Origin of the sequence: Streptomyces echinatus (assembly GCF_014203595.1) — a bacterium.
GTDB lineage: Bacteria > Actinomycetota > Actinomycetes > Streptomycetales > Streptomycetaceae > Streptomyces > Streptomyces echinatus.
The window spans coordinates 381,239-397,188 of record NZ_JACHJK010000005.1 but is presented as its reverse complement, the minus strand read 5'-3'; the positions used below and the strand labels follow the sequence as shown (position 1 = coordinate 397,188).

13 protein-coding genes are annotated in these 15,950 nt (G+C 70.9%); 4 read left to right on the top strand and 9 right to left on the bottom strand.

The features are described 5' to 3' along the window. Window positions 1-191: 191 nt before the first annotated feature. From FHS34_RS17065 to rsmI, 7 genes are all read right to left on the bottom strand, one after another. Window positions 192-2,000 carry an ABC-F family ATP-binding cassette domain-containing protein gene (locus tag FHS34_RS17065; RefSeq protein ID WP_184966066.1) on the bottom strand — a complete coding sequence of 603 codons (1,809 nt, stop codon included), beginning with the start codon at window positions 1,998-2,000 and terminating at the stop codon, window positions 192-194. A 137-nt stretch (window positions 2,001-2,137) separates the two neighbouring features. Next, window positions 2,138-3,055 carry a 4-(cytidine 5'-diphospho)-2-C-methyl-D-erythritol kinase gene (locus FHS34_RS17060; protein WP_184966064.1) on the bottom strand — a complete coding sequence of 306 codons (918 nt, stop codon included), beginning with the start codon at window positions 3,053-3,055 and terminating at the stop codon, window positions 2,138-2,140. Then, complete coding sequence (gene rsmA / locus FHS34_RS17055) at window positions 3,052-3,921, bottom strand: 16S rRNA (adenine(1518)-N(6)/adenine(1519)-N(6))-dimethyltransferase RsmA (protein WP_184966062.1); 870 nt, start codon at window positions 3,919-3,921, stop codon at window positions 3,052-3,054. Before rsmA ends, FHS34_RS17060 begins: the two co-directional genes overlap by 4 nt. A gap of 137 nt (window positions 3,922-4,058) precedes the next feature. After that, window positions 4,059-5,519, bottom strand: coding sequence for a resuscitation-promoting factor (locus FHS34_RS17050; RefSeq protein WP_184966060.1), 1,461 nt, complete (start codon window positions 5,517-5,519; stop codon window positions 4,059-4,061). Window positions 5,520-5,674: 155 nt separating this feature from the next. After that, a complete protein-coding gene (locus FHS34_RS17045) occupies window positions 5,675-6,574 on the bottom strand; it encodes a TatD family hydrolase (RefSeq protein WP_184966053.1) in 900 nt (299 codons plus the stop codon). 47 nt (window positions 6,575-6,621) lie between these two features. Then, window positions 6,622-7,047, bottom strand: a complete 426-nt coding sequence (locus tag FHS34_RS17040) for a hypothetical protein (RefSeq protein ID WP_184966051.1) — start codon at window positions 7,045-7,047, stop codon at window positions 6,622-6,624. 326 nt (window positions 7,048-7,373) lie between these two features. Further along, a complete protein-coding gene (gene rsmI, locus FHS34_RS17035; protein WP_184966049.1) occupies window positions 7,374-8,222 on the bottom strand; it encodes a 16S rRNA (cytidine(1402)-2'-O)-methyltransferase in 849 nt (282 codons plus the stop codon). A 126-nt stretch (window positions 8,223-8,348) separates the two neighbouring features. Between rsmI and FHS34_RS17030 the strand changes: the two genes are divergently transcribed. Further along, window positions 8,349-10,106, top strand: coding sequence for a dolichyl-phosphate-mannose--protein mannosyltransferase (locus FHS34_RS17030; RefSeq protein ID WP_184966047.1), 1,758 nt, complete (start codon window positions 8,349-8,351; stop codon window positions 10,104-10,106). 266 nt (window positions 10,107-10,372) lie between these two features. Here the strand turns inward: FHS34_RS17030 and FHS34_RS17025 are convergent, their stop codons facing one another. After that, window positions 10,373-11,464, bottom strand: a complete 1,092-nt coding sequence (locus FHS34_RS17025) for a pentapeptide repeat-containing protein (RefSeq protein WP_184966039.1) — start codon at window positions 11,462-11,464, stop codon at window positions 10,373-10,375. Between the two features lie 501 nt (window positions 11,465-11,965). On the opposite strand from FHS34_RS17025, the gene FHS34_RS17020 reads away from it, so the two are divergent. After that, window positions 11,966-12,751, top strand: coding sequence for a hypothetical protein (locus FHS34_RS17020; protein ID WP_184966037.1), 786 nt, complete (start codon window positions 11,966-11,968; stop codon window positions 12,749-12,751). 36 nt (window positions 12,752-12,787) lie between these two features. Here the strand turns inward: FHS34_RS17020 and FHS34_RS17015 are convergent, their stop codons facing one another. Then, complete coding sequence (locus FHS34_RS17015) at window positions 12,788-13,459, bottom strand: hypothetical protein (RefSeq protein WP_184966035.1); 672 nt, start codon at window positions 13,457-13,459, stop codon at window positions 12,788-12,790. Window positions 13,460-13,515: 56 nt separating this feature from the next. On the opposite strand from FHS34_RS17015, the gene FHS34_RS17010 reads away from it, so the two are divergent. Then, complete coding sequence (locus tag FHS34_RS17010) at window positions 13,516-13,716, top strand: hypothetical protein (RefSeq protein WP_184966033.1); 201 nt, start codon at window positions 13,516-13,518, stop codon at window positions 13,714-13,716. A 71-nt stretch (window positions 13,717-13,787) separates the two neighbouring features. Further along, window positions 13,788-15,803, top strand: a complete 2,016-nt coding sequence (locus FHS34_RS17005) for a SpoIIE family protein phosphatase (protein ID WP_184966030.1) — start codon at window positions 13,788-13,790, stop codon at window positions 15,801-15,803. Window positions 15,804-15,950 lie beyond the last annotated feature (147 nt).

Below are 15,950 nucleotides of genomic sequence, written 5' to 3'. Positions count from 1 at the left end.
CCAGGGGCCCGCGCCCGCCGCTGTTCCCAAGGGAGAACCGGCCCGTGATGTCGCCGTTACGCGCCTTCACGCCCCCTTCACGCGGCGCGCGCAACGGCCTTGCACGCGGCCGGAACACGCCGTCCGCGCCCCCTGTCACGGGACCCCGGTCACGGGACCCCGGTCACGGGACCGCTGTCAGGCGGCCCCCGTCACGCATCCTCCGCGAGCTCCAGCCAGCGCAGCTCCAGTTCCTCGCGTTCCCCGGCGAGGTCACGCAACTGGGCGTCCAGACCGGCCACCTTGGCGAAGTCGGTGGCGTTCTCGGCGATCTGGGCGTGCAGCTTGGACTCCTTCTCGGAGATCTTGTCCAACTGGCGCTCGATCTTCTGGAGTTCCTTCTTCGCGGCACGCTGGTCGGCGGCGCTCTTCTCCGTGCCGGCCGGCCTGGGCGCCGTGGCGGCGGCCTGCGTGGCGACGGCCTCCTCCATGCGCTGCCTCCGCTCCAGGTACTCGTCGATCCCGCGGGGCAGCATCCGCAGGGCGCCGTCGCCGAGGAGGGCGAACACCCGGTCCGTGGTGCGCTCCACGAAGAACCGGTCGTGGGAGATGACGATCATCGAGCCGGGCCAGCCGTCGAGGACGTCCTCCAGCTGGGTCAGGGTCTCGATGTCGAGGTCGTTGGTGGGCTCGTCGAGGAAGAGGACGTTGGGCTCGTCCATCAGGAGGCGGAGGAGCTGCAGGCGGCGGCGCTCACCACCGGAGAGGTCGCCCACCGGCGTCCACTGCTTCTCCTTGCCGAAGCCGAAGGTCTCGCACAGCTGCCCGGCGGTCATCTCGCGCCCCTTGCCGAGGTCGACGCGCTCGCGGACCTGCTGGACGGCTTCCAGGACCCGCGTGTTCGGGTTCAGCTCGGCGACCTCCTGGGAGAGGTAGGCGAGCTTGACGGTCCTGCCGACGGCGACCCGGCCGCCGGCCGGCTGCTCCTCGCCCTCGGTGCGGGCGGCCGCCGCCATGGCACGCAGCAGGGAGGTCTTCCCGGCGCCGTTGACGCCGACGAGACCGATCCGGTCACCGGGGCCCAGCTGCCAGGTCACGTGCTTCAGCAGCACCTTGGGCCCGGCCTGCACGGTGACGTCCTCCAGGTCGAAGACGGTCTTGCCGAGCCGCGAGGAGGCGAACTTCATCAGCTCGGAGCTGTCCCGGGGCGCCGGCACGTCGGCGATCAGCTCGTTGGCGGCCTCGACCCGGAAGCGCGGCTTGGACGTCCGCGCGGGCGCGCCGCGCCGCAGCCAGGCCAGCTCCTTGCGGATCAGGTTCTGCCGCTTGGCCTCCTCGGTGGCGGCGATCCGCTCGCGCTCCGCGCGCGCGAAGACGTAGTCGGAGTAGCCGCCCTCGTACTCGTAGACGTCCCCGCGCTGCACGTCCCACATGCGGGTGCAGACCTGGTCCAGGAACCACCGGTCGTGGGTCACGCAGACCAGCGCCGAGCGGCGGTTCTGCAGGTGCTGGGCGAGCCAGGCGATGCCCTCGACGTCGAGGTGGTTGGTGGGCTCGTCCAGGACGAGCAGGTCCTGCTCCTCGATCAGCAGCTTGGCGAGCGCGATACGACGCCGCTCGCCACCGGACAGCGGTCCGATGACGGTGTCGAGCCCCTTGGGGAAGCCCGGCAGGTCCAGCCCGCCGAACAGCCCGGTGAGCACGTCCCTGACCTTGGCGTTGCCCGCCCACTCGTGGTCCGCCATGTCGCCGATGACCTCGTGGCGGACGGTGGCGGCGGGGTCGAGGGAGTCGTGCTGGGTGAGCACGCCGAGGCGCAGCCCGCCGGAGTGCGTGATGCGCCCGGTGTCGGCCTCCTCCAGCTTGGCGAGCATCCGGATGAGGGTGGTCTTGCCGTCGCCGTTGCGCCCGACGACCCCGATCCGGTCCCCTTCCGACACGCCGAGCGAGACGCCGTCCAGCAGGGCACGGGTCCCGTACACCTTGCTGACGTTCTCGACATTGACCAGGTTGACGGCCATTTCACTCCTGCCCGGGGGGATGGATCGACCATCCAGAGTAGTCGGAGGTCAGCCTTCGTTCCCGTGCTCCTCCCGCCCGCGTCGACAGCGACCGAGGGAGCGGAGCCTGGAGCGGTCCCGCCGTCGGCGCAGTCGTATTACCACTCAGCGCGCGGGGCGTGGTGGGTCACCGTGGCACCCGGGGCGGGTGCCGTCGCTGTGCGGACCGTGCGGCAGGTGCCGGAGGCGCGGAGCGCGTCGGCGGTCTTGGCGGCCGACTCCGGGTCACGGACGAGGAAGGCCGTCGTGGGGCCCGAACCCGAGACCAGCGCGGCGAGGGCGCCGGCCGCGCGTCCCGCGGCCAGGGTGTCGGACAGCTCCGGGAAGAGGGAGAGGGCGGCGGGCTGCAGATCGTTGGAGACGGCGGCCGCGAGCGCGTCGGGGTCGCCCTTGGCGAGGGCGTCGAGGAGTTCTTGGGAGGCGGCCGGCTCGGGGATGTCACGGCCCTCCGCGAGGCGGTCGAACTCCCGGAACACCGCCGGGGTCGACAGCCCCCGCTCGGCCATCGCGAACACCCAGTGGAAGGTGCCGCCGGTCTCCAGGGCCGTCAGCCGCTCGCCGCGCCCGACGCCGAGCGCCGCCCCGCCGACCAGGCTGAACGGCACGTCGCTGCCCAGTTCGGCGCAGATCGCGAGCAGCTCGGCCCGGGAGGCGGCCGTGCCCCACAGCGTGTCGCAGGCCAGCAGCGCGCCCGCGCCGTCCGCGCTGCCGCCCGCCATGCCGCCGGCGACCGGGATGTCCTTGGCGATGTGGATGTGCACGTTCGGTTCGATGCCCCGCCGCTCGGCGAGCGCGATCGCCGCGCGTGCGGCGAGGTTGGTGCGGTCCAGGGGGACCTGGCCGGCGTCGGGGCCCTCGCAGGTGATGCGGAGTTCGTCCGCGGGGGTCACCGTCACCTCGTCGTGCAGGCCGACGGCGAGGAAGACGTTGGCGAGGTCGTGGAAGCCGTCGGGGCGGGCCGCGCCGACCGCGAGCTGGACGTTGACCTTGGCGGGAACGCGTACCGTGACGCTCACGTGCCGGACTCCTTGTGCTCGGCGATGGACGCGAACTGCTCCACTGTCAGCGACTCCCCGCGCGCCTGCGGCGAGACCCCGGCGGCGACCAGGGCGGCCTCGGCCGCGGCGGCGGATCCGGCCCAGCCGGCGAGCGCGGCGCGCAGGGTCTTGCGGCGCTGCGCGAAGGCCGCGTCGATCACCGCGAAGACCTGCTGCCGGGAGGCCGCCGTCCTGATCGGTTCGGCCCGCCGGACGAGGGAGACCAGCCCGCTGTCGACGTTCGGCGCCGGCCAGAAGACGTTGCGTCCGATGGCGCCGGCCCGCTTCACGTCGGCGTACCAGTTGGCCTTCACGGAGGGGACGCCGTACACCTTGTTGCCCGGCGCGGCGGCGAGCCGGTCGGCGACCTCGGACTGCACCATGACGAGCGTGCGCTCGATGCTCGGGAAGGTCTCGAGCATGTGCAGCAGCACCGGTACGGCGACGTTGTACGGCAGGTTCGCCACCAGGGCGGTCGGTGGGGGGCCGGGCAGTTCGGCGACGTGCATCGCGTCGGAGTGGACCAGCGCGAACCGGCCGGCCCGCTCCGGCATGCGCGCGGCGATGGTGGCGGGCAGCGCGCCGGCCAGGGTGTCGTCGATCTCGACGGCGGTGACCCGGTCGGCGGCCTCCAGCAGCGCGAGGGTGAGCGAGCCGAGCCCGGGGCCGACCTCGACGACCACGTCGTCGGGGCGTACCTCGGCGGTGCGGACGATACGGCGGACCGTGTTGGCGTCGATCACGAAGTTCTGGCCGCGCTGCTTGGTGGGGCGCACACCGAGCGCTGCCGCGAGCTCACGGACGTCGGCGGGCCCGAGAAGGGCGTCGTGGGTGGGGCTGCTCACGGGGACAAGGGTACGGGGACGCGAGCACCCGCCTCGCCAGCCGCCCGGCACGAAGACCGCACGACCAGCCCCGACGCGCCCGCACCCGGCGTCCCTGCCCGGCCCCCACGGCGGTGCCCCGCCCACGCACCCGTCGGCTACCCCCGCAACCGCGCCCCGCAGTGCGGCCAGGGGCTCGCCCCACGGCTGATGTACAGCTTCTTCGCGCGGTACGTCTGCTCTTCCTCGGTGGCGTCCTGGGGGCGCCCCCTGCCGCCGAGGCTGTGCCAGGTGCGGCCGTCGAACTGGTACAGCCCGCCGTACGTCCCCGACGGGTCGACCGCGTGCGCCCGGCCGCCGGACTCGCAGACCGCGAGCCCGTGCCAGTTCAGGTGGTCGGCGCCGTGCACGGACGGGGGCCGCGGCTTGGTGCCGACCTTCACCACCTGCTTGCGCGGCTCGCGCACCACCTCCGTCTTCTCGGGGCGCGGCTTCTGCCGGACCCCGTTGACGGTGCGCAGGTAGTAGGTGGTGCGGCGCAGCCCCGGCTGACCGGGCCGGACGACGACCTCGGTGCCCTTGAAGAGCGAGGGATCCGCCGTCCGCTCGACCGCGAAGGGGATCTGCTGTTCACGGACCTCCCGCAGTCCCCTCACCCGCAGCACGGTCACCGTCTGCCCGTCGCGCGGGAAGCTGTCCGGCGCGACGGAGGTGGTGTCCTGGCCGTGCAGGGTGATCCCGGCCTCCTCGACCGCCTCGCGGACGGTGGCCGCGTTGGTGCGGACGGTGCGGGTCCGGCCGTCCGCCATGACCGTGACCGCCCGCTCGGTGCGCACGTCGAGCGTGAGCCCGGCGCGTCCGATGCGCCGCGAGCGCGAGGTGGACAGGTACGCGCCCTCGGCGCGCACCCCCAGCTCGTCGAGCGCGCCCTCCACCGTGGGCGCCGTCGTCCACACCTCGTGCCGCCGGCCGTCCAGAGTGAGCCGCACGGGGCGCCCGTACCGCACCGCGACCGTGTCGCCGCTGGCGAGCGCCGCGCCCGGGGCGGGGGCGATCAGGTCGTGCGCCCCCGTGCGGACGCCCTGCTCGGTGAGCAGCTCGCTCACGTCGTCGGCGAAGGTGTGCAGGGTCCGTTGCCTGCCGTCGACGCTCAGCTCGATCGCCTTGTCCTCGGCGACGAAGGCGGTGGTGCCGCCGGCGAGGAAGGCCACGACCAGCGCCTGCGGCAGCAGGCGGCGCACGGCGGACTCCGGACGCTCGGTGTACCGCGCCCTGCGCCGGCGCGCCGTCCGGCTTCTCAGCCCGGCACGCGCACCGCCCCCGTACTCCTCCGCACCCACGGCGTACGCGTCCTCGCCGAACGCGTCCTCGCCGTACACGTCCTCGGCCGCTGCGCTGCCGTTCTGCCGCGGCAGCACCGGCTCGTCCACGAGGGTGTGCCCCGGCGCATCGGCGTGCGCCCTGGTCTCGTACGCGGGCCGGTAGGTGTCCCCGTACGCCGGCACCCCGTACCCCACCGTCTCCGCGTCGTGCAGGCCGGGCCACGCCCCGCCGGGCACACCCGGCGGGGCCGTGTAGGGGCCGTACGCCTGAAAGGTCTCGTACTGCGAGCTGCTCACGCCGACACGCTCCAGAAGGCCAGAGGGGTCCGGATCGGGCCCAGAACCTAGCGGAGCCCCCGTCACTCTCCAAAGCGGCGCGACTACACAAGGTCATGACGAGACCCGCGCCAGGTCCCGCCGGACGTTATCGGCCAGTTATGATCAATGCACTCTCAGTAATCGAAGGCACGGGCGGTGTTCGCGCCCAGCGCTGTCGCCAGCGCGTCCTCGTCGATGCCGCGCACGGCGGCCATCGCGCGGACCGTGACCGGAATGAGATACGGGGCGTTGGGCCGTCCGCGGTACGGCGCCGGGGTCAGGAACGGCGCGTCGGTCTCCACGAGGACCAGTTCCAGCGGGGCGACGGCGAGGGCGTCCCGCAGGTTCTGGGCGTTCTTGAAGGTGACGTTGCCGGCGAAGGACATGAAGTAGCCCTCGCGGGCGCAGATCTCCGCCATCTCGGCGTCGCCGGAGTAGCAGTGGAAGACGGTGCGCTCCGGGGCGCCCTCCTCCTTCAGGATCCGCAGCACGTCGGCGTGGGCGTCCCGGTCGTGGATGACGAGCGCCTTGCCGTGCCGCTTGGCGATCTCGATGTGGGCGCGGAAGGACCGCTCCTGGGCGGCTTTGCCCTCGGGGCCGGTGCGGAAGTGGTCCAGGCCCGTCTCGCCGACGCCCCTCACCTGCGGCAGCCCGGCCAGCCGGTCGATCTCGGCGAGGGCCTCGTCCAGGGCGGCGTCGCCGCCGGGCACACGGGCGCCCTGCCGGGACCAGCCGTCGGGGTCGCCGTGCACGATGCGCGGGGCCTCGTTGGGGTGGAGGGCGACGGTGGCGTGGACGTTCTCGTGGGCTGCGGCGGTCTCGGCGGCCCACCGCGAGCCCGAGATGTCGCAGCCGACCTGGACGACCGTCGTGACGCCCACCGAAGCGGCCCTCGCCAGGCCCTCCTCGACCGTGCCGGACTGCATGTCGAGGTGGGTGTGGGAGTCGGCGACGGGCACCCGCAGGGGGGCCGGGAGCGGCGGGGCCGCGGTTTTGTCGTCGCCCTTGGAGCTCGGGCCGGCGTTCGAAGGCATGCCCCGATCCTACGAAAGGGGCATGCCGTCGCGGACCGGTGATCCGTTCAGCCCGCCTTGCGCTGGAAGGGGTGCAGCAGGTCGGACAGATGCCAGTGGTGCGGCTCCCTGGCCGGCACCGGCCCGCGCGAGTCCGTCCCCGGTACCCGCGGCGCCTCGACCGGGCCCGCCTGCGGCACCCGGTGGTGCTGCCGGTCGGCCACGCTGCGCACCGAGGAGACCTGGCCCGCGCGCATGATCCGCACGACGTGGCCGTCGCAGTTCTGGCAGCTCGGCCGGCTCAGGGGTGAGGGCACGACGTGGCCGTCGGCCACGTAGAGCACGAACTCCGCCCCCTCGGCGTCCGTGTGGTGCTCTATCTCGTACGACTGCTCCCAGCCGTGCCCGCAGCGCATGCAGGCGAACGAATACGACTCGTGAACGACGGCTGTGGCCGTACCGCGGAGGCCGGTCTGCCCTGCTATGTCACTCATGCCAGCTCCTCTTGTCCGCTGGACAAGCGCCCCGGCGCGGGGATTCCCCCGGGTTCCCTGAGGCGAGGGACGGGTGCGTCCCTTCGACCAGTGGACGCCTCTCCCGGCGCGAACGCAGCAGGGCTGTCGAGTGTTGGAGGCGATTTGGCCGTCGCTTGCCCAAGCGGCCCGGATGAGCCGGCTGAGCTTTGCCTTCGACGCCGGTGCTTTGCCCGCCCATGGGGCGTGGTGGCGCCCTGGAGGAGCGCGGGGCGGTGTGCGCCACGAAACCCGCCCTCGCACCCCAGCCGGCCCGGCCCCCGCAGCGCTACCCGGGCAGCGGCCCGTCACTCACCGGCGCGCTTGGCCGCGACCACGGCGTCGAAGACGACCCGCTTCGGCAGGCCGGCCTCCGCCGCCACCGCCGCGATGGCCTCCTTGCGCCGCTCCCCGGCCTCCTCCCGCACCCGCACCCGGCGCACCAGCTCCGTGGCGTCCAGTTCCTCGGGCCCGGTCTCCGGCGCGCCCTCGACCACGACGGTGATCTCCCCGCGCACGCCCTCCGCGGCCCACCGTGCCAGCTCGGCCAGCGGACCGCGCCGCACCTCCTCGTAGGTCTTGGTCAGCTCGCGGCAGACGGCGGCCCGCCGGTCCGCGCCGAAGACCTCGGCCATGGCTGCGAGGGTGTCGTCGAGCCGGTGCGGGGCCTCGAAGTAGACGAGGGTGCGCCGCTCGCCCTCGACCTCGCGCAGCCGGGACAGCCGTTCGCCGGCCTTGCGGGGCAGGAAGCCCTCGAAGCAGAACCGGTCGACGGGCAGCCCGGACAGGGCGAGCGCGGTGAGCACGGCGGACGGCCCGGGGACGGCGGTGACCTTGATGTCCTGCTCGACGGCGGCGGCGACCAGCCGGTAGCCCGGGTCGGAGACGGAGGGCATGCCGGCGTCGGTCACCAGCAGCACGCGCGCCCCGCCCACCAGCTCCGTGACCAGCTCGGGGGTGCGGGCGGACTCGTTGCCCTCGAAGTACGAGACCACGCGGCCCTTGGGCGTGACGCCCAGCGCCTGGGTGAGCCGGCGCAGCCGCCGTGTGTCCTCGGCGGCGACGACGTCGGCGCCGGCCAGCTCCTCGGCGAGCCGGGGCGGCGCGTCCGCGACGTCGCCGATGGGGGTACCTGCCAGGACAAGGGTTCCAGTCACACCCCCATCCTCCCAGGAGTTCCCGGGCCGCTTCCGGGCACCCGCGAGCGGGAGGAATCCGACCGTCTCCCCACCGGTACCCCACATGCACGGGACTCGCACAGAACGGTTCCCTACGATGGCGCGGTGACCAGTACCGCGTCCTCCATGGACCTCCGGCAGGGCCAGGCACCGCACGACCGGCGGCCGTCGTGGCAGCAGCGGCTGCGCCGATTCGGGTACGTACCGGCCGCGGACGCGCCCTCGGGCGACGTCCGCGGCCGGCTGGTGCCGCCGTACGCGGAGCCGAGCCCCCGGCTGTGGCGGGCGCTCGGCCTGCCGCCGGTCCTCGCCGAGCGGATCACGCGCTGGTCGGGCTGGGGCGGTCCGCTGCTGGTGACGCTGCTGGCGGGCGTGCTGCGGTTCTGGAACCTGGGCAGCCCGCGCGCGGTGATATTCGACGAGACGTACTACGCCAAGGACGCGTGGGCGCTCGTCCACCGCGGTTTCGAGGTCAGCTGGGACCAGTACGGCAAGCACGCCAACGACATGGTGCTGCGGCAGCACGGCGGGCTGGCGGTCCCCACGGACCCGGCGTACGTGGTGCACCCGCCGGTCGGCAAGTACGTGATCGGGCTCGGCGAGCTGGTCTTCGGGTTCGACCCGTTCGGCTGGCGGTTCATGACGGCGCTGCTCGGCACGCTGAGCGTGCTGATGCTGTGCCGGATCGGGCGCCGCATCTTCCGTTCAACGTTCCTGGGCTGCCTCGCGGGCGGGCTGATGGCGGTGGACGGCCTGCACTTCGTGATGAGCCGCACCTCGCTGCTCGACGGGGTGCTGATGTTCTTCGTGCTGGCCGCCTTCGGCTGTCTGGTGGCCGACCGGGACCGGGCGCGGGAGAGACTGGCCGCCGCGCTGCCCGTGGGGCAGGACGGCAGGGTCCGGCCGGACGCGCGCCTCGCCGACACCTTCCGCTTCGGGTGGCGTCCCTGGCGCTGGGGCGCCGGGGTCATGCTGGGCCTGGCCGCCGGCACGAAGTGGAACGGCCTGTACGTCCTGGCCGCGTTCTGTGTGATGACGGTCCTGTGGGACGTCGGCACCCGCAAGGTGGCCGGTGCCCGTCACCCGTATGCCGCCGCCCTCAAGTACGACACCGGCATCGCCTTCCTGGCGACGGTTCCGGTGGCGCTGGTCGTCTACGTGGCCTCCTGGACCGGCTGGATCCTCTCCCCGGCCGACGGCACGGGCGGCTACTACCGCAACTGGGCGGCCACCGACGGCAGGGGCGGCACCTGGTCGTTCCTGCCGGACTGGCTGCGCAGCCTGTGGCACTACGAGCACGAGGTCTACAACTTCCACGTCCACCTCGACCAGCCGCACACGTACCAGTCCAACCCGTGGAGCTGGATCGTGCTGGGCCGCCCGGTGTCGTACTTCTACGAGTCCCCCTCCCCCGGCGTCGACGGCTGCCCGGCGGACGCGGGCGAGAAGTGCGCCCGGGAGGTGCTGGCGATCGGCACGCCGCTGCTGTGGTGGGCGGCCTGCTTCGCGATCGGTTACGTCCTGTGGCGCTGGGCGTTCCGCCGCGACTGGCGGGCCGGTGCCATCGCGTGCGGGATCGCGGCCGGTTACCTGCCCTGGTTCCTGTACCAGGAGCGGACGATCTTCCTCTTCTACGCGGTCGTCTTCCTGCCGTTCCTGTGTCTGGCGGTGGCGATGATGATCGGCGCGATCGTCGGCCCACCGGGTTCCAGCGACACCCGCCGGCTGATCGGCTCCACGGCGGCGGGCGTCCTGGTGCTCCTGATCGCCTGGAACTTCATCTACTTCTGGCCCCTGTACACCGGCCAGGCGATCCCGATCGACCAGTGGCGGTCCCGGATGTGGCTGGATACGTGGGTCTAGCGGGGCAGACGCGCTAGGACGGCTCGGCAGGACGCCGGGCCGTCCTGGTCGTTGTTGGTTATCCGAGGTCGTCAATGGCTGCCCCCAGACGGCCCGTAGTCGGCCCAGCCAGCGCGACCGGCAGGTTTACAGCGGGCTCCGCCCACGCCCTGCGCTTCCCCTGATAGCAGGCACGGCCGAGGGACGCCCTGGGGGATTGATGCACGGCTGGTTGGGAGGCGAAGAGACTCGCGCACAAGCAGTCCGCCAACCAGCGCGACTAGCGCTCATCTCGGCAGCCCGGTCGTGCCGTCCTGCTTTGCACCGTCCAGCTTGGCGCCGTCCAGCTTGGCGCCACTGAAGTCCGCGTCGGTCAGGTTCGCGCGAGTGAGGTCCGCGCCACGAAGGTCAGCACCCGCCAAGAACGCTCCCTGAAGGTTCGCGTCTCTCAACTTCGCGTTTCGAAGATCCGCGCCGGCCCGCCCTGCGCCCTCCAGCGACACGCCAGCCGCCTTGGCACCACTAAACACCGTAAAGTCCGCATGGGTCAGATTCGCGCGAGCGAGGTCCGCGTCACGAAGGTCTGCGCTCCGCAAGAACGCATCCTGAAGGTTCACGTCGCTCAACTTGGCGTTCCGAAGATCCGCGCCGTTTAGCTGGGAATCATGCAGGTCAACGCACTCTCCTCGCTTGGTTGGCCCCAGCTCCGCGCATGTCCGGTCCACGCCCCGCAGGTTCGCGCCCCATAGGGCTGCGCCGGCCAAGCTCGCCCTGTACAGGGCGGCGCCCTGGAGGTTGGCCTTGTCCAGCCAAGCGTTGTCCAGGTGTGCGCTGTACAGATTCGAGGCCCGAAGGTCCGCTCCTGACAGATAGGCCTGGCGCAAGTCCGCCTCGATCAAGACCACCCTAGGGAGCCTGATGGCGGCTTCGCCAGGAAAGCGGAGGTGACGGAGATCGGTCTTGCTGAGGTCGATGACCGCTCCGGCGTCTCGGTCGGGGTTGCGTCTGGCCAGCGTGTCGATGGCTGCCTGGACGTCTGGCTTCGGCGTGTTAACAAAGGGTCTAGTGTCGTCGAGCGGTTTTTTCAAGCTTTCTGCACTCGACCCGGCATGCTCCTGTGCGAAGGCGCTCAGTACGGAGACGACCGCGGGGTGGTCGCGTGCGGAGTCCTCCATGATGCGCCGCAGGGCGTAGATGCCACCCAGACGGATGTCCAGGGACTGCGACCCCAGATTGCCGATTGCGGTGTTGAACCGAGTGGTGATCTGTCCCTGTTCGGAGATCCGCAGTTCCTTGCTGGCCTGTCCGACCTGCATCCAGGTAAAGAGCAGTGCTCCCAGAGCGGCGAGCCCTGGGAGGCCGGCCGCGATCAGACCCACCCACTGCGCCCGGTCACGGTTCTCGGACCTGGGCAGCACCGATCTGCCCTGATGCCGACGCTGGCGAACACCACGCCGACGTGCAACACGACGAAGCCCATCAGCACTCCGATTCCCGACCACCTGTCCAGCGCATCCCGCAGGACCAAGCATCAGCAACTTGTCCTGCTCCAGAAGGACCACAGCCACCCGAAGAAGCGAGCGCGGCTCAACTCCCGATGTGGCTTGCGCACTCCTCAGGAGCGACGTCACGGCCTCAAGCGTTCAGCCGACTTCACAGACTCCGGCGTCTCGCCCTACATCCCCCCATGCCCACCCCACAACTACGGAGATCTGTTCCTACCCTCTAGTGGCCGCCTCGGGTTGTACGGGCCGAGTCAGGTACGTCACGGTGGCACTCGATAGGTCACTCAGTGGGCAGAGGGCTAGGGAGGTTGCACGTTGCCTCGTCGTGTCATAAGGGCCCGACGCAGCGGGACACCTCCGTCAAGCATCGAACGGTTGTCTGCCAGAGCAGCCGTCGCCAGTACTGTCATCGCCTTACTGTCCGCCATTGCTGCCACAATCTCCGCCTTCTACGGTGTCAGCGCTTCGAGAAACCTCGCCGATGCACAGGGGCAAGACCTGGCCCGTAACGAAATCTCGCAATACGTCGTACAGATGAGCGAGTTCGACCGTACAGGTGGTAACGCTCGACGAAATGAAATCGTCACACTCGCCAGCCAAATAGACGCCCTTATTGCACAATACGGCCAGGACAAGCTTCACTTGAGCGCTTCAACCTATCGACTAATAGGACTATTCCTAACCCTTTCAACCACCGACCTCGAACTTGCCGAGCGCATGGGCCAGCGAGCATTGAGATTATCTGCCCGAATGGAGCCCGACGGAGCCGGCGGCTTGCGGATGACGGATCCACTGGAGGCTCTGCAGGCACATCGAGTGCTTGCAGATGTTGCCGCTCAGAACCTGGATCTGGCCAAGATGAACACGGAATATTCAGCAGCACTCAGCATAACCAAGTCGGAAGGAAAAAGAAATAGATACATCAGGATGGAAGCGCGCCACTTCACCCGCATCTACTGGGCACTAAGCGCGATGATGCTGGCTGACGCTAAAGGCGATCCGGATGTAACCTTGTGCGAAGAAGTGAGGCGCCTCGCCGATGCTGCGCGCGCCGACTTCGGGACCGTGGGTAAAAACTCGGAGATCGTTCGCCGAGCAAGACGAATCAAGCGCAATAGATGTGCGACATGGATAAACCTCACAAGTTGGCAGAAATATTGATCCCTCTTGGCGGCGGGAGCAGCCCGCCGCCCCTGGTCACTGGGAGTTGTAGGCCTTGACGCTCACTGCCGGGCCGTCGGAGTATCTGGCGACCGCGCGGGCGGCATCGCCGGTGACCTTCACGACTGCCGTACCGTCAGCCGGGACGCGGACCAGCCCTCCGACGGGGGTGACGGAGATCGCTTGCTGCGTCTCGCCCTCAACCGGCTGGTCGTAGACGAGGTAGGCGACACGCACCTTGACCGCGAAGGCGTCGGGGTTCGTCACGCGCACGGCGGTGAAGCGGGAAAACTTGCTCACGGCGCGCCCAGCAGCGTCCAGCGGCTGGGCGGTCACCGGGTGGATGTTGGCCGGGACCTTGGCGGTGGCCAGGTGAGCAACGGTGACGCGAACGTCGTACACCTGATGCTCGCCGGATCCCGAGAAGCGCAGGATGTCGTAACCCCACCCGTAAGGAACGACCAAACGGCCACTGTCGCTGCCGTAGACGGTTCGGACCTGCACCCCTGGTAGCCGGTGACCGTGCCGGTCAAGCGCGGTGAACGCCAATACAGGGACGACCGAGCCCCTGGTGGTGTTCCTGATGGACACTGTCTGGCTGATGTAGTTGTCGCCGCTTTCCCGGTGATACGTGAACGTCAGCGCGTTCTTGTCCGGATCGGATGACGACTTGGCCGTGCCTATGGCGACGACGACCAGCGCTGCCATAGCCACCGAGACCAACGCCGAAGCCCGTCCTCGTTCCACTTTCGCCCCTCCCCGGCATGCAGCCGCTGCGCCAGCCGCGATACGGCGACTCCATCTACTTCTGGCCCCTGCACACCGGCCAGGTGATCCCCATCCACCAGTGGCGCTCACGGATGTGGCTGGACACCTGGGACCAGCGGGTGGTCCGTCCCCGGCGGGTCGGGCGCGGCCCACCTAGACTCAAGGGGACGGAGCTCACCGCGAGCCCGCCCTGCTGACGGCTCGGCCGTCGGTTCGTGCGCAGGGTAGGGGATTGTGCATGTCAGGTCCACGGAAGAGGTGCGCACGTGTGGGGCTGGTGCCCCTCACCGCCGTCGCCGGTGGACTGCTCGTCCTGTTGATCGGGCTCGCCTTCACGATGCTGCTCTGGACGATCATCGGGCTCGGCGCGTCGACGGCCGCCGACCGTCACGCGCGGGCGGCGCTCGCCCAGGCGAGGACGGTCGAGGGACTCGTCGTCGACCTGGAGACGGGCCAGCGCGGCTTCGTCATCACCGGGGGGAAGCAGTTCCTCGAACCGTGGCAGGCCGCCCGGACCGCGTTCTCCGGCCAGGCACGGGAACTCGTGCGCCTCAGCGCCACCCCCGGGCAGAAGGCACTGGCCCGGGACATCGAGCGGGCCGGCGACTCCCTCATCCACGACTACTCGATTCCGCTGGTCACGGCCGCGAGCCGAGGTGATCACCAGGCACACGGTGTGGCGGCGACGCTGGAGGGGAAGCGGCGCGTCGACGCGCTCCGCAAGCAGTTCGACCGGTACGAGTCGACCCAGGAAGCCGTGATCACGGCGCGTGAGAGCGCGGCCGACGAGGACGCCCGGGAAGCGGTCGTGGCGGCGTCGGTCGGCCTCGCGGGCTCCATGCTCCTCATCGCGACCTTCGCCGGGTACGTGGTCCGGGCCGTCGTCTGGCCGGTCCGCAAGGCGGCCGGCGTGGCGTCCCGGCTCGCCGGCGGCGACCTCGCCGTGCGGATGCCCGAAGCCGGCCGGGGCGAGATCGGGCAGCTCGGGACGTCGTTCAACACCATGGCCCGCTCCCTGGAGGAGAGCCGCGAGCAGGCACGTCACGCTCATGAGCGCCTCGGGCTGCTGTACGAGGCCAGCATCGCCATCGGCACGACCCTCGACGCGGAGCAGACCGCGCGGGAGCTGGTGCGCGTGCTGGTCCCGCGCTTCGCCGACTTCGTCACCGTCGATCTGGCCCTGCCCGTCCTGCTCGTCGACGAGTCGCTCGCCGGCCAGGGCGCATGGGCTCGCCGCGTCGCCCTGGGCGGGGTCCGCGACGCCCCGCCGCTCGATCCCGTGGGCGCGCAGATCGCGCTCTCGACCGCGGACGCGGTCTTCGTGCCGGACCTGCGGACTGCCTCCGCGTGGCAGGCCCGGCACGGCCACCGGGCCCGCAGGCTGCTGGACTACGGCATGCACTCGCTGATCACCACCCCGCTGTACTCGCGGCGCACACTGCTGGGCGCGGTCGGTCTGTGGCGGGCGGAGAACCCCGGCCCGTTCGCGGGGGACGAGCTGTCCGATGCCGAGGAGATCGCCGCCAAGGCCGCCGTGGCCATCGACAACGCCCTCCGCTACGCCCGTGAGCACGACACGGCTCTGACGCTGCAGCGGAGCATGCTGCCCCGCAGTTTCAGCCCTCCCGGCGGTATCGAGATCGCCCACCGCTATCTGCCCGCCTCCGACGCCAACGAGGTGGGCGGCGACTGGTACGACGTGGCCGCCATGACTCCCGGCAGGGCCGCCCTGGCCATCGGCGACGTCATGGGGCACGGCATCCCCGCCGCCGCCGTCATGGGGCAGATGCGCAGCACCCTCCGTGCCCTGGCCCGCCTGGACCTGCCCCCCGACCAGCTGCTGCACCATCTCGACCAGACGATGCAGGACCTCGACGGCCCGATCCTGGCCACGTGCCTGTACGGCGTCTGTGACGCCGCGGCCAACCGCTGCCGGCTCGCCCGGGCCGGTCACCCCCCGCCCGCCCTGATCGCCCCCGACGGCACCGCCCGCCTCGTCGACCTGCCCTCCGGCGCACCGCTGGGCATCGGTGGCATCTCCTTCACGACCACCGACGTCCCCGTCGTTCCCGGGACCGTGCTCGTCCTCTACACCGACGGGCTCGTCGAGGCCCGGGAGCACGACCTCGACGAGCGCCTGGAGGAGCTCACCCGCCTCCTCGCCGGCACCCATCCGTCCCTCGACGAGCTGGCCGACACCCTCATCGACCGCCTCGCCCCGAGCCCCGCGCAGGACGACATCGCCCTCCTCATCGCCCGCGTCGGCCCCCCGATCCTCCGGTGAACCCCGGATGAGGTCGATCGACGGAGGCGGACGGTCAGCCTCGGTCACGGTTCAGACAACTTCGGCCACCCCGGCGCCACAACCGCTTACAGTGCTCCCGCACACCTGTTTTGAACGCGTTCAACAGGTTGAACGGGAGGGGTTTCC

Bases quoted from the DNA above. Each gene is read 5' to 3' on its own strand.
- FHS34_RS17040 (WP_184966051.1), bottom strand. From the start codon at position 7,047: ATGAGTGACATAGCAGGGCAGACCGGCCTCCGCGGTACGGCCACAGCC.
- FHS34_RS17045 (WP_184966053.1), bottom strand. From the start codon at position 6,574: ATGCCTTCGAACGCCGGCCCGAGCTCCAAGGGCGACGACAAAACCGCG.
- FHS34_RS17010 (WP_184966033.1), top strand. From the start codon at position 13,516: ATGCAGCCGCTGCGCCAGCCGCGATACGGCGACTCCATCTACTTCTGG.
- FHS34_RS17065 (WP_184966066.1), bottom strand. From the start codon at position 2,000: ATGGCCGTCAACCTGGTCAATGTCGAGAACGTCAGCAAGGTGTACGGG.
- FHS34_RS17015 (WP_184966035.1), bottom strand. From the start codon at position 13,459: ATGGCAGCGCTGGTCGTCGTCGCCATAGGCACGGCCAAGTCGTCATCC.